We start from the raw sequence: 20,735 nt of genomic DNA on the forward strand, positions 1-20,735 counted from the left end.
AGGTCGGCGGCTTCGTCACGCCTCCTCGTCCGCGGGCGTCCCCGCCGACGGGGACCGGCGGCCGGCGGTCCGGCGGTACGAGAGGATCGCGACGGCCACGCAGCACCAGCCGAGCAGCCAGCCGGCCAGCACGTCCGTCGGCCAGTGCACGCCCAGGTAGAGCCGGGTCCAGCCGACCCCGAGCACCGAGACGACGGCCACTCCCGCCGCGGTGCCCCAGCCCCGCCACGGTTCCCGGCCGACGACCGCCAGCACCCACAGCAGCAGCCCGCAGACCACCGCCGCCGTCATCGCGTGCCCGGAGGGGAAGGCGGCGAACGAGGCCGAGTCCAGGGGATCGGGCCAGACCGGCCGCTCCCGGCCGACCAGCGCCTTCACCGCCTGCTGCACCCCGGCCGCCGCCACCACGGTCCCCGCCACCCACAGGGCCAGGCGCCGGCGGCCGGAGCGGGCGAGGACCAGGGCGACGGCGAAGGCCAGGACGCGGAGCGTCAGCGGATCCCAGACCCAGTCGCTCAGCACCCGGTGGAGACGGGCGAAGCCCGGATGGTCCACCGCGTTGCGGTGGAGCGCCTCGTCGACCGCGCGGTCGAAGGAGAGCAGCGGGGACCAGCCGGCCACCACGAGCACGAGCAGGACGAGGGCGAGGCATCCGGAGATTACGGCGGAAGTACGCATTCCACGATCCTGCCGGACGGACCGCCTCCTGTGGGCCCCCGCGACACGCGCGACACCCGTGCGCGCGGGGGAGGCGCCCCCTCCCGGTCGGGAGGGAGGTGCTCCTCAGCCCAGCGCCGCCAGGCCCGGGTAGAAGGCGACGAGCAGCGGGACGACCGGGACCAGCGCGGCGGTCGCCGTCAGGCGCAGCCGGTGGGCGGCGGGCAGCCGGGGCGTGGCGGCGAGCAGCCGGTCCACCCGCCGGGGGAGTCCGGCCTCCGGGCCGGTGCCGGGGGCGGCGGCGAACACGCCCCGCTCCTCGTTCAGTTCCACCAGGGCGAGGGCGACGGTGAGCCGCCCGAAGCGGCGCGAGGCCACGTCGTCGGCGGCCAGCTCGACCAGCCGGTGCATCTCCTCGCGGAAGGCGGCGAAGACCGGGATGCCGGGGAAGCCCGCGGCCAGCGCCCCGGAGCAGTTGAGCAGCCAGTCGTGGCGGGCCCGGGCGTGGCCCTGCTCGTGGGCGAGGACCGCGTCGAGCTGACGGCCCTTCAGCCGGCGGAGCGCGGCGGTGGTGATGACGAGCCGAGGGGTGGACCCCGGCAGCCACCAGGCGTCCGGGCGCTCGCCCTCCAGGACGACGAGCCGTCCGCCCGCCTCCTCCTCGCCGGGCAGCTGCGGGGCGCGGACCAGCAGGTCGTCCCGCCGCCGCCGGCGGCGGGCGCGGGCCAGGCCGATCTCCCGGCCGAGCATGGCGCCCGACCACAGCCCGCCGGCCGCGAGGAGCAGGGCGAGCGCCGCCGACCAGGGGCCCCCGTCCGCGGTCAGCTCGTACGCGTCGAGCACCGCGCGCGGCGCGGGTGCGAAGAGCTGCCCGCGCACCGCCTGCCAGGCGGCGGAGGCGCTGAAGGCCATCGAGAGCGCGAAGCTGACCAGCACCGCGGCCACCACGCACTGCCACACCCACAGCGCGACGACCGGTTCTCGCTCCGCCCAGTGGGCCCGGGCGAGCAGCCGGGGCGCGGTGAGAGCGGTCAGGACGCCGAGCAGGAGCAGCGCGAGGGAGACCGACATGACGCCAGCCTATGAGCGGGGCGCTCCCCGGGGGTACGGGCGGGGCGGGCAAGTGACGTACGCCACGGTTTCGCCGCCGGGGGAGCCGAACGTCCTTGCGGGGCAAGGGACTCAGAGGGTGCCGAGCATCGCCAGCATGGCGAGCCCCGTCGAGAGCCTGCACACCAGGGTCAGTTCGGGCCGGTTCGCCCAGGCCGGCCCCCCGGTGCCCGCCGCGCCCGCGGCGCGCGGGTGCGGCGCGACCGGGACGAGCCGGGCGCCGGTGCGGAGCACGTACACCATGTAGTAGAGGAGCAGGCCGCCGGTGAGCAGGGGGATGCCGCCCGCGGCGGCCGGGCCCGTGCCGTGCGCCGCGTGCACCCCCTGCGCGCCGGTGGCCGCCGGTGCCATGGCGAGCGCCATGTAGACCATGGCGAGGGAGCCCACCGCGTGGTGGAGCCGGTGGCCGCCGCGCCGCGCCGCGACGAGGTCGCGCACCGCCACGGCGCCGAACAGCGCCGCGTACGCCGCCCAGCTCCAGGGCGGCGGGCCGATGACGGCGGCGGGCACCGCCATCGCGGCCATCCCGAAGCCCATCACCGCCTCCGCGCGCGCGGCCCGCCGCTCCTCGTCGGCGCACGCCCGCATCCGCAGCAGGCAGAACGCCCCGCCGGCCGCGCAGAGCGCGACGAGCAGCCAGCCGGACAGGGCCGGTCCGTGCACGGCACACCTCCCCCTCGACTCGTCCCCGTCCAGGTGGCTGCCCGCCCCGGGCCGCGCGCACGCGGGCGCACGGATGCGCACGGGCGTACGAAAGGGGGTGCGGCGGCGCGCGTTAGGCTCGGGACGATCGCGCACGCCGATCCACCGCGCCCGAGGGAGCCCCGCACGATGGACACCGCCACGCCCGTCCCCGACACCGCCGCGAGCCGGGAGCCCGGCACCGTCACGTACCGGCAGGCGGTGCTCGACGACGTCCCCGTCGTGGTGCCGCTGGTCGAGTCGGCCTACCGGGGCGACACGAGCCGGGCGGGGTGGACGACCGAGGCGGACCTGCTGGACGGGCAGCGGACCGACCCGGAGGGGGTGGCCGCGGTGATCTCCGCCCCCGGCAGCGTGCTGCTGCTGGTCGAGCGGGACGGCGAGACGGTCGCCTGCTGCCAGCTGGAGCACCGGGGCGAGGCCGCCTACTTCGGCATGTTCGCGGTCCGGCCCGAGCTCCAGGGCGCCGGTCTCGGCAAGCGGATCATCGCGGAGGCCGAGCGCCGGGTGCGCACGCTCTGGGACGTCCGCGAGATGCACATGACGGTGATCACCGCCCGGGAGGAGCTGATCGCCTTCTACGAGCGGCGCGGCTACCGGCGCACCGGCGAGACGAGCCCCTTCCCGTACGGCGACGAGCGCTTCGGCGTGCCCCGGCGCGAGGACCTCCGCTTCGAGCTGCTGGTGAAGCCTTTGGTCTGATCCGTCCGGCGGAAGCACGCCTTCACCCCCCGGCCGACAGGAAAAAATTCGGTGGGGTGGGCGTCTCACGGGAGAATTTCTCTTGCACCACTTGCGGGGATCACCCCTGCGTGGATACGGTTTCTTGACGCAAGGTTCTCCTGTGGAGGAAGAGGCATGACGGAAATTCTTGTGCAGGACGTGACCGGTGTGGCGATAGCCGCGGACACCCGTGTGATCGACCACCCGGCGTGGCCCGAGCTCAAGACCGCCGTGGAGGAGATCCGGGCCTGGCAGCGCGCCGACGGCTCGGTGGACTTCGAGGCCGAGGGCGCGCCCGCCCGCGCCCTGGTCGAGCTGACCGTGGACCGCATGGTGTCCGCCGTCGAGCAGCTCTCCCCGCTCGTGCCGCACGACGCCGCCTACCACCGGGCGCTCGTCGCCGACCTGCGCAAGTGGTCCGAGGGCGGCTTCGCCGTCCCGGACTTCCTGGACTCCCTCATGGAGTTCCACCCGGCCACCGGCCGCGCCCACGGGCTCCAGCACCTCGTGCTCTTCCCGATGTACACGCAGAACGGCAACCCGGACCGCAACTTCGAGGCCGTCGTCCTGCGCATGGTCTGGCCCGAGTGGCTGGCCGAGCTGGAGGGCGCCCGCTACGACAACCCGGGCTTCTGCGGCATCACCTTCGAGGACTTCACCGCCGGGTACGACACCAACTCGGCCGTCCTCTTCCCGGAGACCGTCGCCGTCCGCGAGGTCCCCGAGCGCTTCACCTGGGGCGGCATCTTCTGCGACCGCGAGGCCGCCCGCTTCCGCAAGGTCACCGAGGCCGCCGTCGACACCCTGGGCCTGAAGCTGCCCGCGGAGATCGCCTCGATGCTCGACGACCAGACCCGCTGCGAGCAGGCCTTCGTCCTGTGGGACCTGGTCCACGACCGCGCCCACAGCCGCGGCGACCTGCCCTTCGACCCCTTCATGATCAAGCAGCGCCAGCCGTTCTGGATGTACGGCCTGGAGGAGCTCCGCTGCGACCTCACCGCCTTCCGGGAGGCCGTGAAGCTGGAGGGCGAGGGCAACGAGCACGGTCGCGACGTGCAGTACGCCGTTCTCTTCGACCGGATGTTCCGCTTCCCGCTCACCGGCGACCGCAACCGCAACTACGACGGTCTGGGCGGCCAGCTCCTCTTCGCCTACCTCCACAAGAACGACGTGGTGCGCTGGACGGACAACGTCCTCAGCATCGACTGGGAGCGCGCCCCCGAGGTCACCAACCGCCTCTGCTCCGACATCGAGACCCTCTACCGGGACGGCATCGACCGCCCGAAGCTGGTCCACTGGTTCAAGGCGTACGAGTTCGTCTCCGGCTACCTCGCCCCGCACCCGGGCTCCAAGTGGGCCAAGGGCCCCGACGCCCTGGACCTCACCCTCCCGCCGCGCAAGCTCGTCGACGACGTGCTTCCCGACGAGTTTCCGCTCAGCATGTTCTTCGAGGCCCTCGCCAAGAAGCTGAAGGGCGTGATCGCCGACACCAAGGGCATCACGGCCGCGGACGTCACGGGCACCGTGCGGGTCGCCGCGTGAGCGAGGCCCGCCAGGACACGGAGGAGGCGGCACCCATGAACGCCGAATCGAACGGCGGCCCCCTCGACGGGCTCGTCATCGCGGTGGCCGGCGCGGCCGGCCCCGCCGGCCGGGCGGCACTGCTCCGCCTCGCCGGCGCCGGCGCGACGGTGGTCGCCGCCGACGCCGACCCGGCCCGCCTCGCCGAGGCCGTCGAGGCGGCCCGCGAGGCCCACGGAGCCAAGGTCGTCGGCGACACGGTGGACCTCCTCGACCTGGACGCCACGCGCACCTGGGCGGACAAGACGGAGAAGGAGTTCGGACGCGTCGACGGAGTCGTCCACCTCGTGGGCGGCTGGCGCGGCAGCCCCTCCTTCACCGAGACCGACCTCAAGGACTGGGACTTCCTGGAGAAGCTCCTGATCCGCACGGTCCAGCACACCTCGCTCGCCTTCCACGACGCCCTGGTCCGCGGCGGCGGCACCGGGCGCTACGCCCTGGTCAGCCAGGTCGGCGCGCACAAGCCGCAGGCCAACAACGCCGCGTACAACGCGGGCAAGGCCGCCGCCGAGGCGTGGACCCTGGCCCTGGCGGACTCCTTCCGCAAACTGGGGGGCGACGACGGCCCGCAGGCCGCGGCTGTCATCCTGGTGATCAAGGCATTGGTGCACGACGCGATGCGCGCCGAACGCCCCAACGCGAAGTTCGCGGGCTTCACCGACGTCAAGGACCTGGCCGACGAGATCGCCGGCCTGTGGGACCGGCCCGCCCAGGAAGTGAACGGACAGCGCCTGTGGCTGACCCCCGCACCGTGACGGCCGCCCTCGGACACCGGACCGACGCCCGTCGGCACCACGACCCGTCGGTCCGGGGCTTCGCCAGCGACAACTACGCCGGCGTCCACCCCGAGATCCTCGCCGCCCTCGCCCTCGCCAACGACGGCCACCAGGTCGCCTACGGCGAGGACGACTACACCGACCACCTCCAGCGGATCGTGCACAGCCACTTCGGCCCGCTCGCGGAGGCCTTCCCGGTCTTCAACGGCACCGGCTCGAACGTGACCGCCCTCCAGGCGCTCACCGACCGCTGGGGCGCCGTGATCTGCGCCGAGTCCGCCCACATCAACGTGGACGAGGGCGGCGCCCCGGAGCGCATGGGCGGCCTCAAGCTGCTCACCGTGCCCACCCCGGACGGCAAGCTCACCCCCGAGCTGATCGACCGGCAGGCCTGGGGCTGGGAGGACGAGCACCGGGCGATGCCCCAGGTCGTCTCGATCACCCAGAACACCGAGCTGGGCACCGTCTACACCGTGGACGAGATCCGCGCCGTCGTCGAGCACGCCCACGCCAAGGGCATGAAGGTGCACCTCGACGGCGCCCGGATAGCCAACGCGGCCGCCTCCCTCGACGTGCCGATGCGCGCCTTCACCAACGCGGTGGGCGTCGACGTCGTCTCGTACGGCGGCACCAAGAACGGCATGCTCTTCGGCGAGGCCGTGATCGTCCTCAACCCGGACGCGGTCAGCCACATGAAGCACCTGCGCAAGCTGTCCATGCAGCTCGCGTCCAAGATGCGCTTCCTGTCGGTGCAGCTGGAGGCGCTCCTCGCCAAGGACCTGTGGCTGCGCAACGCCCGCCAGGCCAACGCGATGGCCCGCCGCCTCGCGGACGGCGTGCGCTCCCTGGACGGGGTGGAGATCCTCTACCCGGTGCAGGCGAACGCGGTCTTCGCGCGGCTCCCGCACGAGGTCAGCCGCCGGCTCCAGAAGCGCTTCCGCTTCTACTTCTGGGACGAGGCCGCCGGCGACGTGCGCTGGATGTGCTCCTTCGACACCACGGAGGAGGACGTCGACGCCTTCCTCCAGGCGCTGAAGGAGGAGCTGGCCCGCTGAGGCCCGCCCGCCACGGCGACGGCCGGGCGGAGTCACCCGTGACTCCGCCCGGCCGTTCTCCGGTCTTCGCAGTGCAATGAAATGGATCGCCCGGTGCTTTATGCTGGACCGGTCCCGTGGTGATCCCCGCCGCGGGCCGTGACCCCCGGCAGCAAGGAACGGCGCCATGCCCCTGACGCTCACCGTCTCCGACGAGGTGCGCGCCCTCGTCCCCGGCTTCACCCATCTGGCGATCGAGGCCCGCGGGCTCGTCAACGGTCCCAGCGACGCCACCAGCGAGGCCCTCCTCGACGAGGCCGCCCGGCGCCTGGCCGACCGCCTCGACGGCCGCACCCCGGACCAGGACCCGCACGTCGCCGCCTGGCGCGCCGCGTACACCGCCTTCGGCGCCAAGCCGTCCCGCACGCGCAACTCCGCGGAGGCGCTCGCCCGCCGGGCGCTGGCGGACGGCGGGCTGCCCCGCATCAACCGCCTCGTGGACGCCTACAACGCGATCAGCGTCGCCCACCTCATCCCCGTCGGCGGCGAGGACCTCCACCGCATCCAGGGCGGCATGAGGCTCGTCCGGGCCACCGGCGAGGAGGACTTCGTCACCCTCTCCGGCGGCGAGGAGAGCGTGGAGCACCCCGAGCCGGGCGAGATCGTCTGGTGCGACGAGCGGGGCGTCACCTGCCGCCGGTGGAACTGGCGCCAGGGTCCGCGCACCCGCATCGACGACGACACCACCGACGCCCTCTTCCTCCTGGAGTCGCTCGCCCCCATGAGCCCCGCGGAGCTGCTCGCGGCCGGGCGGGAGCTCGCCGAGGCGCTCCTGAAGGTCAGCCCCGGGGCGCGGATCACCGTCGGCGACCCCGGGTGAGACGGCCCGGGGGCTACTTCCCGGACGCCTTCAGCTGCTCCGGGGTCGGCGCCGTGCCGCCCAGGTGCGCCGGGATCCACCAGGTGTCCTGGGCGTCCTTCGTGCGCACCGGGTAGGCGCGCTGCGCGGCCTCCAGGAGCTCCTGGACGCGCTCGCGCAGCCGCCGGGTGATCGCCCCCGCGTACTGGTCGGCGGGGGCCTCCACCGGCTCCCCGACCCGGATCGTCACCGGGATGTGGGACCGCTTGAAGTTCCGCGGCCGGCCCTTCGTCCAGACCCGCTGCGTCCCCCACAGGGCCATCGGGATCAGCGGGACCCCGGCCTCCTGCGCGAGCCGGGCCGCGCCCGACTTGAAGCTCTTCAGCGTGAAGGACTCCGAGATGGTCGCCTCGGGGAAGACGCCGACGATCTCGCCCTTCCGCAGCGCCTCCAGGGCGTGCTGGTAGGCGTGCTCGCCCTGCGCGCGGTCCACCGGGATGTGCTTCATGGCGCGCATCAGCGGCCCGGAGACCTTGTGCCGGAAGACCGACTCCTTCGCCATGAAGCGCACCAGGCGCTTCTGGGGCAGCGCGGCGAGACCGGTGAAGATGAAGTCCAGGTAGCTGATGTGGTTGCTGACCAGAACGGCTCCGCCGGTGCGCGGGATGTGCTCCGAACCCTGTGTGTCGATCTTGAGGTCGAGCGCCTTGAACATGGTGAGCGCGGCGCCGACCACCGGTCGGTACACGAGTTCTGCCATGGGAGAGGTACCCCTTCGTCTGTGCCTTTCGGGAGGGCTCTCCCGGCGAAGTTACGCGGCCGTAGGTTTTCGGCTTTGGGCAGATCGTGCCGCATGTGGGCCCCCGTGACCAGTCCAGGCGGCTTCGTACGGGGAGATTCTCGTCACTCGCGGTGGTCGTGGCGGGAATCCGACGGTGCCGTGCGACGCTGCACGGTGTGCGGGGACGCGGGACGCGCGGACCGGGCGGGACGACGAGGAGCGGGGCAGAGGGGTGGCGGCGGGCACCACGGAGGGGCCGCGACCGGAGCGGCGGGAGACCGGGCCGGCCGGTCCCGGACGGCTGGGGCCGGAGCTGCCCGGCGGCGCGGAGCCGGGGGAGCGCGCCACGCTGGTCCAGTTCTCCAGCGCCTTCTGCCAGCCCTGCCGGGCGACCCGGCGGGTCCTCGCGGAGGTGGCCGCCATGGTGCCGGGCGTGGCGCACGTGGAGATCGACGCGGAGGAGCACCTCGCGCTCGTCCGCGCGCTCGGCATCGCCCGTACCCCCACCGTCCTCGTCCTCGACGCGGCCGGACGGATCGTCCGCCGGGCCGAGGGGCAGCCCCGCAGGGCCGACGTCATCGCCGCGCTCGGTCACGCGCTGTGAGGGGCGGGGGCGGCCGGCCGGGCGCGGACCGGACGTTCCCCGGCGCGGTGACGCATCTCCCACATGCCGGTACGCACTTGACCCGGGCCGTCGCCCGTCGTCACCCTGGCGGAGTGACCGGTGAACTCCTTCTCTACGGCCGGGCCCACGTGGACCTGGGCCGCCACGCGAGCGCGCGCTGTCCGGGCCTCTGACGCCCCCCGGACCCCGCTCCACGCCGCCCCGCACGAAGGACAACTCCATGACGGTTTCGCCCGAGCTCCGCACCGTTCCCACGATCGGCGCCCCCAGGTCCGCCTCGCCCGACCTGCTCCGCTCCGTCTTCCGCCGGCACGCCGCCGGTGTCGCCGTGATCACCGCCCACGGCGAGCGCCCCGTCGGCTTCACCGCCACCTCGCTCAACTCCGTCGCCGCCGATCCGCCGCTGATCTCCTTCGGCGTGGGCACCGGCTCGTCCAGCTGGCCGGTGGTCGCCGAAGCCGAGCACATCGGCGTGCACGTACTCGGCGAGCACCAGGAGGAGCTGGCCGCCACCTTCGCGCGCAGCGGCGCCGACCGCTTCGCCGGGCCGACCCGCTGGAGCCGCGGCCCCGAGGGCGTGCCCGTCCTGGACGGCGTCCTGGCGTGGCTGGTCTGCCGGGTGGTGGCGCGGGTCCCGGCGGGCGACCACCGGATCGTGATAGCCCAGGCGGTCGCGGGGGACCCGGACGGCGCCGGGCGTCCGCTCCTCTACCACCACGGGCGCTTCAACGCGCTGCGGGACTGAGAGAGTTCCCGTGACGGGCCCGGCGCGCGCGTTGGCAAGGTCACATTCCTGAGCGCTTGCTTACTGGTCACGAACTGGGTGTACTGGCGAGTAATATCTGGTCGGGGCGTCCGGCGCCCCGACCGGAAACCCGCCCTTCAGGCGCCTATGCTGCGAGCAACAAGGCAGCCCAGTTATGACGATGCAGTAGGAGAGCCGGCGTGAGCTTGAGGATCGTTGTCTGTGTGAAGTACGTGCCGGACGCCACTGGCGACCGGAAGTTCGCCGACGACCTGACGGTCGACCGCGAGGACGTCGACGGTCTCCTGTCGGAGCTCGACGAGTACGCGGTTGAGCAGGCGCTGCAGATCGCCGAGGAGGCGGACGACGCCGAGGTCACCGTCCTCACCGTCGGCCCCGAGGACGCGCGCGACGCGCTGCGCAAGGCGCTGTCGATGGGCGCCGACAAGGCCGTCCACGTCGACGACGAGTCCATCCACGGCTCCGACGTCATGGCCACCTCGCTGGTGCTCGCCAAGGCGATCGAGAAGACCGGCTACGACCTGGTCATCGCCGGCATGGCCTCCACCGACGGCACCATGGGCGTCCTCCCGGCGATCCTGGCCGAGCGCCTGGGCGTCCCGCAGGTCACGCTGCTCTCCGAGGTCAAGGTCGAGGACGGCAAGGTGACGGGCCGCCGTGACGGCGACACCGCCTCCGAGACGCTTCAGGCCTCCCTCCCGGCCGTCGTCTCCGTGACGGACCAGTCGGGCGAGGCCCGCTACCCGTCCTTCAAGGGCATCATGGCCGCCAAGAAGAAGCCGGTCGAGGAGCTGGAGCTCGACGACCTGGACATCGACGCGGACGAGGTCGGCCTGGAGGGCTCCTGGACCGCCGTGGACTCCGCCGACGAGCGTCCGGCGCGCACCGCGGGCACGATCGTCAAGGACGAGGGCGAGGGCGGCAAGCAGCTGGCCGAGTACCTCGCGAGCCAGAAGTTCATCTAGGGCTCGCGCGAGCCGTACAGACTGCCCCCCTTTTCGTTCGCAGGAGATTGAAGTCCCATGGCTGAGATTCTCGTCTACGTCGACCACGTCGACGGAGCCGTCCGCAAGCCCACCCTGGAGCTGCTGACCCTCGCCCGCCGCCTCGGCGAGCCGGTCGCCGTCGCGCTGGGCAACGGCGCCGCCGACACCGCCGCCGTCCTCGGCGAGCACGGTGCCACCCGCGTCCTGACGGCCGAGGCCGCCGAGTTCGGCGACTACCTGGTCGTCCCGAAGGTCGACGCCCTCCAGGCCGCGTACGACGCGGTCTCCCCGGCCGCCGTGCTCGTCCCGTCCTCCGCCGAGAACAAGGAGATCGCGGCCCGCCTCGCGGTCCGCATCGGCTCCGGCATCATCACCGACGCCGTGGACCTGGAGGCCGGTGACGAGGGCCCGGTCGCGACGCAGTCGGCCTTCGCCGCCTCGTACACGACCAAGTCCCGCGTCTCCAAGGGCACCCCGGTCATCACCGTCAAGCCGAACTCGGCCCCGGTCGAGGCGGCCCCGGCCGCCGGCGCCGTGGAGTCCCTCGCGGTCTCCTTCGGCGAGCTGGCCACCGGCACCAAGGTGACCGCCCGCGCCGCCCGCGAGTCCTCCGGCCGCCCCGAGCTGACCGAGGCCGCGATCGTGGTCTCCGGCGGCCGCGGCGTCAACGGCGCCGAGAACTTCGCGATCATCGAGGCCCTCGCCGACTCGCTCGGCGCGGCCGTCGGCGCCTCCCGCGCCGCGGTGGACGCCGGCTGGTACCCGCACTCCAACCAGGTCGGCCAGACCGGCAAGTCGGTCTCCCCGCAGCTGTACATCGCCGCGGGCATCTCCGGCGCGATCCAGCACCGCGCCGGCATGCAGACCTCGAAGACGATCATCGCGATCAACAAGGACGCCGAGGCGCCGATCTTCGACCTCGTCGACTACGGCGTGGTGGGCGACCTCTTCGACGTCGTCCCGGTCCTGACCCAGGAGGTCCAGACCCGCAAGGGCTGACGACCAGCGCTTCCGCAGGTCCCGGGGGCCGCACGGCGAGTTTCGCCGTGCGGCCCCCGGCCGTTTCGATCAACCATTGACGCAGGTGCGGCGGAGCATTAACTTCGCTATGCGGATTGTTGATTCCGTGAAGCGGAAAACAGGAGGGATTAGGGATGGGTCAGCAGGAGAAGGTGTCGACGAGCCTCGCGGGCGCGGTCAGCGAGGGCATCAGCTCCTCCCTCGCCGCGGTGGACGCCGAGCTCGACCGCCGCTACCCGGGCGACCCCGGCACCCGCCAGCCCGTCCACACCGTCTACGTGCCCGGCAACGTCTTCGACGCGGACACCGTCCGCTCCTGGGGCGACCAGGCCCTCGCCGCGCTCGACGAGCACGCCCCCGACGCCGCCTCCTTCGCCGCCGTCCTCGGCCTCTCCGACGACCTCGCGGAGGACGTGTACGCGCGCGTGCGCACCAAGCTGGAGCGCGAGCCGATCGAGGACCTGCGCGTCGACTTCGAGGACGGCTACGCGGGCGCGGACGAGGACCGGGACGCGGCCCGCGCCGCGCGCCTGATCACCGAGGCGTACGCCGGAGGGACCGCCGCCCCGTACATGGGCATCCGGATGAAGTGCATGGAGGCCGCCGTCCGCGACCGCGGCATCCGCACCACCGACGTCTTCCTCACCGGCCTCCTGGAGAACGGCGGCCTGCCCGACGGCCTCGTCCTCACCCTCCCGAAGGTCACCTACCCCGAGCAGGTCACCGCCTTCGTGCGCCTCCTGGAGGCCTTCGAGAAGGCCCACGGCCTCGACGCCGGCCGGCTCGGCTTCGAGATCCAGATCGAGACCAGCCAGTCCATCCTCGCCGCCGACGGCACCGCCGCCGTCGCCCGCATGATCGACGCCGCCGAGGGCCGCGCCACCGGCCTCCACTACGGCACCTTCGACTACAGCGCCTGCCTCGGCGTCTCCGCCGCCTACCAGGCCAGCGACCACCCGGCCGCCGACCACGCCAAGGCGATCATGCAGGTCGCCGCCGCCGGCACCGGCGTGCGCGTCTCCGACGGCTCCACCAACGTCCTCCCGGTCGGCTCCACCGCCCACGTCCACGAGGCGTGGAAGCTGCACTACGGCCTCACCCGCCGCGCCCTGGCCCGCGCCTACTACCAGGGCTGGGACATGCACCCGGGTCACATCCCGACCCGCTACGCCGCCGTCTTCGCCTTCTACCGCGAGGGTTTCGAGACCGCCGCCCAGCGCCTCTCCGCCTACGCCAACCACGCCGGCGGCGACGTCATGGACGAGCCCGCCACGGCCAAGGCGCTCTCCTCCTACCTGCTGCGCGGCCTCCAGTGCGGCGCCCTCGACACCGCCGAGGTCGACGCCCTCACCGGCATGACCCGCGCCGCCCTGGAGCGCTTCGCGGCCCCGCGCCGAGGCGACCTGACGGCCGGCGCCGCGCACTGACCGACCGCTGACCGGAGAGCGGTCACTTCTTCGCCGACCGCCCCGCACCCCTTGTCGAGTTCGGCATGATCGACAGGGGGACGGGGCGGCGGTGTCATCGGGGGAGAGCGAGCGGCTCGCGGGCCGCTGCGGAGTCGTGCGCCGGATCGGGCGCGGAGGCACGGGGGGCCTCCCGCCGGGTGGTGCGCCCGGCCACGACCCCCCCCCGCCACGACGGGGGCGGGACGGGCGCGGTCGGAGCGGGACCGCACCGCCTCTTCCGCCGGGTGGACCTCGACCGCGCCGAGTCGTACGGCGGCACCGAGAGCCGCCGGTTCGCGCGCACCGACGACGACAGCGGCACCACCGGCGTCCACCCCGGCGTGCTCCACCTGCGGGGCGGCGGCGCCGGCGGGCCCGTGGAGGGGCCGCGGATCTGCTGGGCGCTCAGAACGGGGGAGGCGGGACCTCGCCCGAGCCCCGGGCGAGGAGCCGCGTCCCGATCACCACCCGGCGGGGCGCCTCGGCGGCCCCGTCGAGCCTGCGGAACAGCCGCTCGGCGGCGGTCCTGCCGAGCGCCGCCGGGTCCTGCGCGATCACCGTGACGCCCAGCACGTCGCCGAGCTCGACGTCGTCGAAGCCGACCAGGGCCACCGGCGGCTCGCCGCCCCGGGCGGTCCGTGCCGCGAGCAGCCGCACCGCGGTGACGGTCACCCGGTTGTTGCCCGCGAAGAGCGCCGTCACCGGCTCCGGGCCGGACAGCATCCCGGTGAGCGCCGCCGTCACCCGCTCCGGATCCGTCGAACCCGGCGCCACCCACCGCTCGTCGACCGGCAGTCCCGCGTCCTCCATCGCCGCCCGGTAGCCGCGCTGCCGCTCCGCCGCGGTGTGGATGCGCGGCCGGTCGCCGACGAAGCCGATCCGCCGGTGCCCGTGGGCGATCAGGTGCGCCACGCCCTCGCGGGCGCCGCCGAAGCTGTCCGAGAGGACGGCGTCCGCGTCGAGGAGACCGGCCGGACGGTCGGCGAAGACGGTGGCCACACCGGCCCGCATCTCCGGCTCCAGATAGCGGTGGTCGTCGCCGGCCGGGATCACGATGAGCCCGTCCACCCGGCGCGCGCACAGCGTCAGCGCCAGCTCCTGCTCACGCTCGGGGTCCTCCGCGCTGGAGCCGTTGATCAGCAGGGTCCCGTGGGCCCGCGCGACCTCCTCGACGGCCCGGCTCAGCTGCCCGTAGAAGGGGTCGGCCAGGTCCTCCAGGACGAGCCCGATGGTGGCCGTGCGGCCCTTGCGCAGCACCCGTGCGCTGTCGTTGCGGCGGAACCCGAGCGCGTCGATGGCCTCGCGGACCCGCAGCTCGGTCTCCGCGGTCACCCCCGGCTCCCCGTTCACGACCCGCGAGACGGTCTTGAGGCCGACGCCCGCCCGGGCGGCGACGTCCTTCATCGTGGGCCGGTTGCCGTAACGGGACTCGGGGCGGGTGGTCTCGGCCACGGTGCGGGAATCCTCCGTCGGTGGGGGTGCCGGTGGGCGCCGTGCGGTGGATCAAGCGCCTCCCGACCGAGCATAGGGCCTGGAAAACCCCGTCGGTCCGGGCCTTCCGGTCCGGCCGGGAGACGTACGGCACGCGCCCCGGGTACGGGCCGGAGGCGGTACGGGGGACCGTGAGAACCTACCGGCATGCCCACCGCCCCCGCCCCGGCTCCCGCCCCGGCCCCCGCCTCCGGCCCTGGTCCCGCCGCCCCCGTCCCGGTCACCGGCCTGGTCGCCGCGCTCGACATCGGAGGCACCAAGATCGCCGGGGCGCTGGTCGACACCGGAGGGCGGATCCTGGCCCGCGCCAGGAAGCCGACCCCGGCGGGGGAGGACGCGGAGACGGTGCTGGGGGCGGTCGGTGAGGTGCTCGACGCCCTCGCGTCCTCGCCGCACCGGGACGCCGTCGAGGCCGTCGGCATCGGCAGCGCCGGGCCGGTCGACGCCGCACGGGGCACGGTCAGCCCGGTCAACGTGCCGGGCTGGCGCGACTTCCCGCTGGTCGAGCGGGTCGGGAGCGCGGTGGGCGGTCTGCCGGTCACCCTGGTCGGCGACGGCGTCGCCATGACCGCCGCCGAGCACTGGCTCGGCGCCGCCCGCGGCCACACCGACGCCCTCGGCCTGGTCGTCTCGACCGGCGTCGGCGGCGGGCTCGTGCTCGGCGGGCGGCTCCACCCGGGTCCCACCGGCAACGCCGGCCACATCGGTCACCTGAGCGTCGATCTCGACGGCGACCCCTGCGCCTGCGGCGGACGCGGCTGCGTCGAACGCCTCGCCGCCGGACCGCACATCGCCCGCCGCGCCCTCGACGGGGGCTGGCGGCCCGGACCGGACGGCGACGCCTCGGCGGCGGCGGTGGCCGGGGCGGCGCGGGAGGGCCACCCGGCCGCCGTCGCCGCCTTCGACCGGGCGGCCCGTGCCCTCGCGGCCGGGATCGCCGCCACCGCGCACCTGGTGGAGGTCGACATCGCGGTGATCGGCGGGGGAGTGGCCGGCGCGGGCGAGGTCCTCTTCGGCCCCCTCCGGCGCCACCTCGCCGACTACGCCACGCTCTCCTTCGCCCGCGGCCTGACGGTGGTCCCCGCGGCCACCGGCACCGACGCGGGCCTCCTCGGCGCCGCCGCGGCGGCCCGGGCCGCCTTCTAGGCACCGTCCGGCCGGCCGTGGCCGGGGGGCCCTTCCGCGAAGGGAGCCCATGGCCCATGCCGCACGCGCTCCACGCGTGCGTGGCCGCCTCGTGACGGCGTGGCCGCGTCATGGCGGCGTGGCCGCCCCGCGGCGGGCGGCGGCGTGCGGACCGTCGGCGGACTCCCGCGTGCGCGTCTCCTCCCGCTTCACGGGCGGTCCCGGGATGATGGGCCCTCCGGCGAGCGGACGGCTGCGACAGAGGGGTGCCGCGTGCTTCTCCAGGTGAACGTGACCTTCGTCGTCCTCCTGGCGCTCCTGCTCGCGCTCGCCGCCGCGGTGGTCGCCGTCGCCCGGCTCGGGCGCCCCCGCGACACCCTCCTCGCCGGCGCGCGCGCCGCCGTGCAGCTCGTCGCCGTCTCCTTCGCCATCGGCTGGGTCGTCCACGCGCTGCCGGCGCTCCTGGGCTTCCTGCTGCTGATGTACGCGGTCGCCGTGCGCACCGCGGGGCGGCGCGTCGTCCCGGCACCGGGCCGCTCCTGGCTGTGGACCGCCGTGCCGATCGGAACCGCGGTCGCCCCCGTGGTCCTCGCGCTCCTCGCCACGGGAGTCGTCCCGGCACGGGGCATCGCGCTCGTCCCCGTCACCGGCATCCTGATCGGCGGAGCGCTGACCGCCACGGTCCTGGCCGGACGCAGGGCCCTCGACGAACTGGCCTCCCGCCGGGGCGAGGTCGAAGCCGGCCTGGCGCTCGGGCTCGGCGACCGCGAGGCCCGCATGGAGGTGGCCCGCCCCGCCGCCGCGGACGCCCTCCTGCCCGGCATGGACCAGACGCGCACCGTGGGACTGGTCACCCTCCCCGGCGCCTTCGTCGGCATGCTCCTGGGCGGCGCGTCGCCCCTGCACGCGGGCGCGGTGCAGCTCTTCGTCCTCGTCGCGCTCCTGCTCGTCCAGGCGGTCGCCACCGCGCTCACGCTCGAACTGGTGGCCCGCGACCGCCTCACCCGGGCGGAGCCCCCTGACTCCTAGCGCCGCCCGCTGCGCCCGCGGGCGGGCGGCGCGTGCCGGGCCGCCCGCGGGCGCAGCGGGCGGCCGCCGGCTTCACTCCCGGGCCGGGGCGGTCCCGGGCTCCGCCGGCTCCAGCCGCTCCGGTCTCCGCTGCTCCACCACCACCAGGAAGGCGTCGGAGGCCAGGTCCATCACCACCCGCGCGGGCACCCCCTCCTCGCGCCGCGCGCCCGCGTACTCCTCGGCGGGCCAGTGGCCCCGGGGCCCTCCCGCCGGAAACCGTTCCAGAACCGTACGGTCCATCTCCGCACCCCCTCGTGCTCGCCGTTCTCAACGAGCCGGGGGCCCGAAGCGTTACGGATCGGCCCGGACGTGTGTTCGTGGTTTCCGTGGCAGGGTGTTGCGGGCAAGCCACAGGGGGCCGTCGATGAGGGGGGAATCGTGATCGTCTGGATCAACGGTGCTTTCGGCGCGGGGAAGACCGCCACCGCGCGCGAACTGGTCGGACTGATCCCGCACAGCACGCTGTACGACCCCGAGGCGACCGGCGGGGAGCTGCGCCGGCTCCTCCCCGCCAAGCGCCTCGCGGAGGTGGACGACTACCAGGACCTGCCGATCTGGCGCCGGCTCGTCGTGGACACCGCGGCCGCCCTGCACGCCGAGGTCGGCGGGGTGCTCGTGGTCCCGATGACGCTGCTCCGGCAGGAGTACCGCGACGAGATCTTCGGTGGGCTCGCCGCCCGCCGCATCGACGTCCGGCATGTGCTTCTGGCACCGGAGGAAACGATCCTGCGGACGCGGATCGACGGGCGGGCCGAGTACGGCGACCCGGCCGTCGACGCCGACGTGCGCCGCTGGTGCCACGCCCGCCTGCCGGCGTACCGCGAAGCCCTGGCCGGCTGGCTCGGCGGGGAGGCCCACACCGTCGACACCTCCGGGCTCACCGTCGCCGAGACCGCCCGGGCCGTCGCCGACGCGGTCCAGGGAGGCCGCGCGGCGCCCTGCGGGATCGTCCAGACACCGGAACCGACCCGCGAGACGCTGGCCGCCGGCGTCCTCCTCTTCGACGAGCAGGACCGCTTCCTGCTGGTCGACCCCACCTACAAGCCCGGCTGGGAGTTCCCCGGCGGGGTCGTCGAGGCCGGCGAGCCGCCCGCCCGCGCCGGGATGCGCGAGGTGGCCGAGGAGATCGGCCTCGAACTCGACGCCGTGCCCCGGCTGCTCCTCGTCGACTGGGAACGCCCCCAGCCGCCCGGCTTCGGCGGCCTCCGGCTCCTCTTCGACGGCGGACGGCTCGCCGCCCGCGACCGCGACCGGCTCCGGCTGCCCGGCGCCGAGCTGCGCGCCTGGCGCTTCGTCACCGAGGAGGAGGCCGCCGACCTCCTCCCGCCCGTCCGCTACGACCGCCTCCGCTGGGCCCTGCGCGCCCGCGAGCGCGGCACGGTGCTCAACCTGGAGGCGGGCGTCCCGGTGGGCTGACCGGCCGGGCGGCCGGCCGCCCCCGCCGGGGCCGGCCGCCTTGACGGTGTCCGGCTGCCGCCTTGACGGTGTCCGGCTGCCGCCTTGACGGCGTCCGGCTGCCGCCTTGACGGTGTCCGGCTGACGTCAGGGCGCGACGGCCCCGGCCGCCGCCGCCAGCTGCTCCGCGGTGTCCTCGTTCACCGCCGGGCCGTGCCCGCAGCACAGCACCGACGGGCGCAGCTCCGCCAGCCGCCGCATCGACTCCAGGGCCAGCGCCCGGTCCACGTGGAACACGCCGAAGGTCACCCCCCGCACGGTCGCCACGACGTCGCCGGCGAAGAGCACGCCGTGCCGGGGGAGGTGGACCGCCATCGAGCCCGGCGTGTGCCCGGGGACGTGGACCGCGACCGCCCCGTCGCCGAAGCCGAGCCCCTCGCCGTCCTCGACCTCCCGGTCCACCCGGGTGGGCGGCGCCTCCGGGCAGGTCAGCCCGTGTTCCCAGAGCGGGCGCTCCCACTCCAGCAGGTCGGGGTCGGGCACGGGCAGCTCGCCGCGCACGTACGGGGCGTCGAGGCGGTGGGCGACGATCTCGGCGCCGTGCCGGTCGGCCAGGTCCCCCGCCCCGCCCACGTGGTCGCGGTGCCCGTGGGTGAGGACGATGCGGGCCAGCCGGTCCGGGTCGAGGCCCGCCGCCCGTATCGCCGCGGTCGTGCGGTCCGCCGATCCGGCCCAGCCGGCGTCCACGAGGGTCAGTTCGCCGTCGTCGCTCCACAGGTACGCCTGCCCGATCGAGTAGTCGAGCAGGTGCAGCCGGGGCGTGATCCGCAAGGGTTCCATGCGGTGAACGTAGGCGCGGAACCGGTCCCACCGGGGCGTTCTACGCTCTCGGCGAGCTTCGCCCAGCGCGGAACGCGCGGCGCGCCGGGCACCGGGCGACGCCGCACCGGGAGGGGCGAGGACCCGCCGGGCCCCGTCCCCCGCTGCCCGCCGGCGCCGTGGTGCGACCCGGTGCCGGCGGGTGTCCGGGCGTCAGGCGCCCCGGCCGCCCGCGTAGTTCACGAGGAACAGCGCCTCGGCGACGGCGAGCCGCTCCAGCTCCTCCGGCGAGACGGACTCGTTGACCGCGTGGATCCGCGCCTCGGGCTCGCTCAGGCCGATGAGCAGGATCTCGGTCTCCGGGTAGAGGGTGGCGAGCGTGTTGCAGAGCGGGATCGAGCCGCCCATGCCCGCCGCCTGCATCTCCTGGCCCGGGTACGCGACCCGCATCGCCTCGGCCATCGACGCGTACGCCGGGCTGGAGGTGTCCGCCTGGAACGGCTGGCCCTGGCCGACCTGCTCCAGCGTCACCCGCGCGTTCCACGGCGTGTGCTTCTCGATGTGGGCGAAGAGCAGCTCCGTCGCCTTGGCCGCGTCCTGGCCGGGCGGCACCCGCAGGCTGACCTGCGCGCGGGCCGTCCGCGGGATCGACGGGGTCGCGCCGGCCACCGGGTGGCAGTCGATGCCGACGACGGTGACGGCCGGACGGGCCCAGATGCGGTCGGCGACCGTGCCCGCGCCCGGCAGCTCGACGCCCGGCAGCACCTTGGCGTCGGCGCGGAACTCCTCCTCCGGGTACTGCAGGCCCTCCCAGACGGTGTCGGCCGGCAGACCGTCGATCACCGTCGAGCCGTTCTCGTCCCGCAGCGAGTCGAGGACCCGGATCAGCGCGGCGAGCGCGTCGGGCGCGGCACCGCCGAACTGGCCGGAGTGGAGGTTGCCCTCCAGGGTGTCGACCTGGACGCGGATCATCGTCATGCCGCGCAGGGTGGCGGTGACCGTCGGCAGCCCGACGCGGAAGTTGCCCGCGTCGCCGATCACGATGGTGTCGGCGGTCAGCAGCTCGGGGTGCTGCTCCGCGTACCGCTCCAGACCGCCGGTGCCCTGCTCCTCCGAGCCCTCGACGATCATCTTGACGGTCACCGGCACGCCGCCGTTGGCCTTGAGGGCCCGCAGCGCCAGCAGGTGGAGGACGAAGCCGCCCTTGCAGTCCGCCGCGCCGCGGCCGTACCAGCGGCCGTCCTCGCGCTCGGTCAGCTCGAACGGCGGGGTCAGCCAGGCCGACTCGTCCAGCTTCGGCTGCACGTCGTAGTGGGCGTAGAGGAGGACCGTCGGCGCGCCGGCCGGGCCCGGCAGCACGCCGTAGACCGACTGGGTGCCGTCCGGGGTGTCGAGCAGGGCCACGTCCCGGAAGTCCTCGGCGCGCAGCGCGTCGGCCACCCAGTTCGCGGCGGCCTCGCACTCGCTGCGGGGCGCCACGGCCTCGTCCGCGACCGACTCGAAGGCGACCAGCTCCGTCAGCTCGGCCTTCGCCCGAGGCATCAGGGACCGGACGGTCTCGGCGATCGGATTCGGCGTCATGGGCACGCTCCTCGTGGGTGCGACGTTGAGTGCTTGGGGAGCGAACGGCGTATCTGGTGGTACGGCGATTCGCACCGCCGATCCTACGACCGGGCCGTGGCCTACCGAGCCGTAGGATGCGGGAAGCAGACGCCGGTCGGATCAGGAGCAGAAGCACATCGTGAGCAGCGAGCACGCAGAGAACG

21 protein-coding genes are annotated in these 20,735 nt (G+C 74.5%); 13 read left to right on the forward strand and 8 right to left on the reverse strand.

Translation table 11 applies throughout. The annotated features are described in order from the left end of the window. Window positions 1–15 precede the first annotated feature (15 nt). The 3 genes from IE287_RS14795 to IE287_RS14805 all read right to left on the reverse strand — a co-directional run bounded on the left by IE287_RS14795 (window position 16) and on the right by IE287_RS14805 (window position 2,430). Window positions 16–678: a phosphatase PAP2 family protein gene (locus IE287_RS14795; RefSeq protein ID WP_189849486.1), complete on the reverse strand. Its 663-nt coding sequence runs from the start codon at window positions 676–678 to the stop codon at window positions 16–18. Window positions 679–783: 105 nt separating this feature from the next. Next, window positions 784–1,728 (reverse strand): M56 family metallopeptidase, encoded by a 945-nt coding sequence (locus IE287_RS14800; protein ID WP_189849487.1) that lies wholly within the window; start codon window positions 1,726–1,728, stop codon window positions 784–786. A 111-nt stretch (window positions 1,729–1,839) separates the two neighbouring features. After that, entirely contained in the window at window positions 1,840–2,430 is a 591-nt protein-coding gene (locus IE287_RS14805; protein ID WP_189849488.1) for a DUF5134 domain-containing protein, read from the reverse strand. Between the two features lie 168 nt (window positions 2,431–2,598). On the opposite strand from IE287_RS14805, the gene IE287_RS14810 reads away from it, so the two are divergent. The 5 genes from IE287_RS14810 (at window position 2,599) to IE287_RS14830 (ending at window position 7,463) form a co-directional block, all read left to right on the forward strand. After that, the gene (locus tag IE287_RS14810) at window positions 2,599–3,171 is read left to right on the forward strand and encodes a GNAT family N-acetyltransferase (protein WP_189849489.1); all 573 of its coding nucleotides are present in this window, start codon (window positions 2,599–2,601) and stop codon (window positions 3,169–3,171) included. 156 nt (window positions 3,172–3,327) lie between these two features. Further along, a complete protein-coding gene (locus IE287_RS14815; RefSeq protein WP_189849490.1) occupies window positions 3,328–4,734 on the forward strand; it encodes a DUF6421 family protein in 1,407 nt (468 codons plus the stop codon). A gap of 35 nt (window positions 4,735–4,769) precedes the next feature. After that, complete coding sequence (locus tag IE287_RS14820; RefSeq protein ID WP_189849491.1) at window positions 4,770–5,528, forward strand: SDR family NAD(P)-dependent oxidoreductase; 759 nt, start codon at window positions 4,770–4,772, stop codon at window positions 5,526–5,528. Further along, window positions 5,507–6,604: a threonine aldolase family protein gene (locus tag IE287_RS14825; RefSeq protein ID WP_373307850.1), complete on the forward strand. Its 1,098-nt coding sequence runs from the start codon at window positions 5,507–5,509 to the stop codon at window positions 6,602–6,604. Before IE287_RS14820 ends, IE287_RS14825 begins: the two co-directional genes overlap by 22 nt. A 166-nt stretch (window positions 6,605–6,770) precedes the next feature. After that, a complete protein-coding gene (locus IE287_RS14830) occupies window positions 6,771–7,463 on the forward strand; it encodes a B3/B4 domain-containing protein (RefSeq protein ID WP_189849492.1) in 693 nt (230 codons plus the stop codon). 13 nt (window positions 7,464–7,476) lie between these two features. Here IE287_RS14830 and IE287_RS14835 read toward each other — a convergent pair whose 3' ends face one another. Further along, on the reverse strand, window positions 7,477–8,202 hold the full coding sequence (locus IE287_RS14835) for a lysophospholipid acyltransferase family protein (RefSeq protein WP_189849493.1): 726 nt from the start codon (window positions 8,200–8,202) through the stop codon (window positions 7,477–7,479). 322 nt (window positions 8,203–8,524) lie between these two features. Between IE287_RS14835 and IE287_RS14840 the strand changes: the two genes are divergently transcribed. The 5 genes from IE287_RS14840 (at window position 8,525) to IE287_RS14860 (ending at window position 13,047) form a co-directional block, all read left to right on the forward strand. Continuing rightward, the gene (locus tag IE287_RS14840) at window positions 8,525–8,827 is read left to right on the forward strand and encodes a TlpA family protein disulfide reductase (protein ID WP_229883501.1); all 303 of its coding nucleotides are present in this window, start codon (window positions 8,525–8,527) and stop codon (window positions 8,825–8,827) included. A gap of 241 nt (window positions 8,828–9,068) precedes the next feature. Continuing rightward, entirely contained in the window at window positions 9,069–9,593 is a 525-nt protein-coding gene (locus IE287_RS14845) for a flavin reductase family protein (protein WP_189849495.1), read from the forward strand. A 200-nt stretch (window positions 9,594–9,793) separates the two neighbouring features. Continuing rightward, window positions 9,794–10,579: an electron transfer flavoprotein subunit beta/FixA family protein gene (locus tag IE287_RS14850; RefSeq protein ID WP_189849496.1), complete on the forward strand. Its 786-nt coding sequence runs from the start codon at window positions 9,794–9,796 to the stop codon at window positions 10,577–10,579. 57 nt (window positions 10,580–10,636) lie between these two features. Further along, on the forward strand, window positions 10,637–11,599 hold the full coding sequence (locus IE287_RS14855) for an electron transfer flavoprotein subunit alpha/FixB family protein (RefSeq protein ID WP_189849497.1): 963 nt from the start codon (window positions 10,637–10,639) through the stop codon (window positions 11,597–11,599). Window positions 11,600–11,754: 155 nt separating this feature from the next. Then, the gene (locus IE287_RS14860; RefSeq protein ID WP_189849498.1) at window positions 11,755–13,047 is read left to right on the forward strand and encodes a DUF6986 family protein; all 1,293 of its coding nucleotides are present in this window, start codon (window positions 11,755–11,757) and stop codon (window positions 13,045–13,047) included. A 426-nt stretch (window positions 13,048–13,473) separates the two neighbouring features. Here the strand turns inward: IE287_RS14860 and IE287_RS14865 are convergent, their stop codons facing one another. Beyond that, entirely contained in the window at window positions 13,474–14,520 is a 1,047-nt protein-coding gene (locus IE287_RS14865) for a LacI family DNA-binding transcriptional regulator (RefSeq protein ID WP_189849499.1), read from the reverse strand. Window positions 14,521–14,706: 186 nt separating this feature from the next. Between IE287_RS14865 and IE287_RS14870 the strand changes: the two genes are divergently transcribed. Both IE287_RS14870 and IE287_RS14875 read left to right on the forward strand, forming a co-directional pair. Beyond that, window positions 14,707–15,705, forward strand: a complete 999-nt coding sequence (locus tag IE287_RS14870) for an ROK family protein (RefSeq protein WP_189849500.1) — start codon at window positions 14,707–14,709, stop codon at window positions 15,703–15,705. Window positions 15,706–15,957: 252 nt separating this feature from the next. Beyond that, window positions 15,958–16,713 carry an ABC transporter permease gene (locus IE287_RS14875; RefSeq protein WP_189849501.1) on the forward strand — a complete coding sequence of 252 codons (756 nt, stop codon included), beginning with the start codon at window positions 15,958–15,960 and terminating at the stop codon, window positions 16,711–16,713. A 72-nt stretch (window positions 16,714–16,785) separates the two neighbouring features. On the opposite strand, the gene IE287_RS14880 is transcribed toward IE287_RS14875, so the two are convergent. Then, a complete protein-coding gene (locus IE287_RS14880) occupies window positions 16,786–16,995 on the reverse strand; it encodes a DUF8839 family protein (RefSeq protein WP_189849502.1) in 210 nt (69 codons plus the stop codon). Window positions 16,996–17,133: 138 nt separating this feature from the next. On the opposite strand from IE287_RS14880, the gene IE287_RS14885 reads away from it, so the two are divergent. Then, a complete protein-coding gene (locus IE287_RS14885; RefSeq protein ID WP_189849503.1) occupies window positions 17,134–18,171 on the forward strand; it encodes an NUDIX domain-containing protein in 1,038 nt (345 codons plus the stop codon). A 126-nt stretch (window positions 18,172–18,297) separates the two neighbouring features. Here IE287_RS14885 and IE287_RS14890 read toward each other — a convergent pair whose 3' ends face one another. Both IE287_RS14890 and IE287_RS14895 read right to left on the reverse strand, forming a co-directional pair. Further along, window positions 18,298–18,990 carry an MBL fold metallo-hydrolase gene (locus tag IE287_RS14890; protein WP_189849504.1) on the reverse strand — a complete coding sequence of 231 codons (693 nt, stop codon included), beginning with the start codon at window positions 18,988–18,990 and terminating at the stop codon, window positions 18,298–18,300. A 192-nt stretch (window positions 18,991–19,182) separates the two neighbouring features. After that, window positions 19,183–20,550 (reverse strand): dipeptidase, encoded by a 1,368-nt coding sequence (locus IE287_RS14895; RefSeq protein ID WP_189849505.1) that lies wholly within the window; start codon window positions 20,548–20,550, stop codon window positions 19,183–19,185. Window positions 20,551–20,735 lie beyond the last annotated feature (185 nt).

This window comes from Streptomyces omiyaensis (assembly GCF_014650895.1).
GTDB lineage: Bacteria > Actinomycetota > Actinomycetes > Streptomycetales > Streptomycetaceae > Streptomyces > Streptomyces omiyaensis.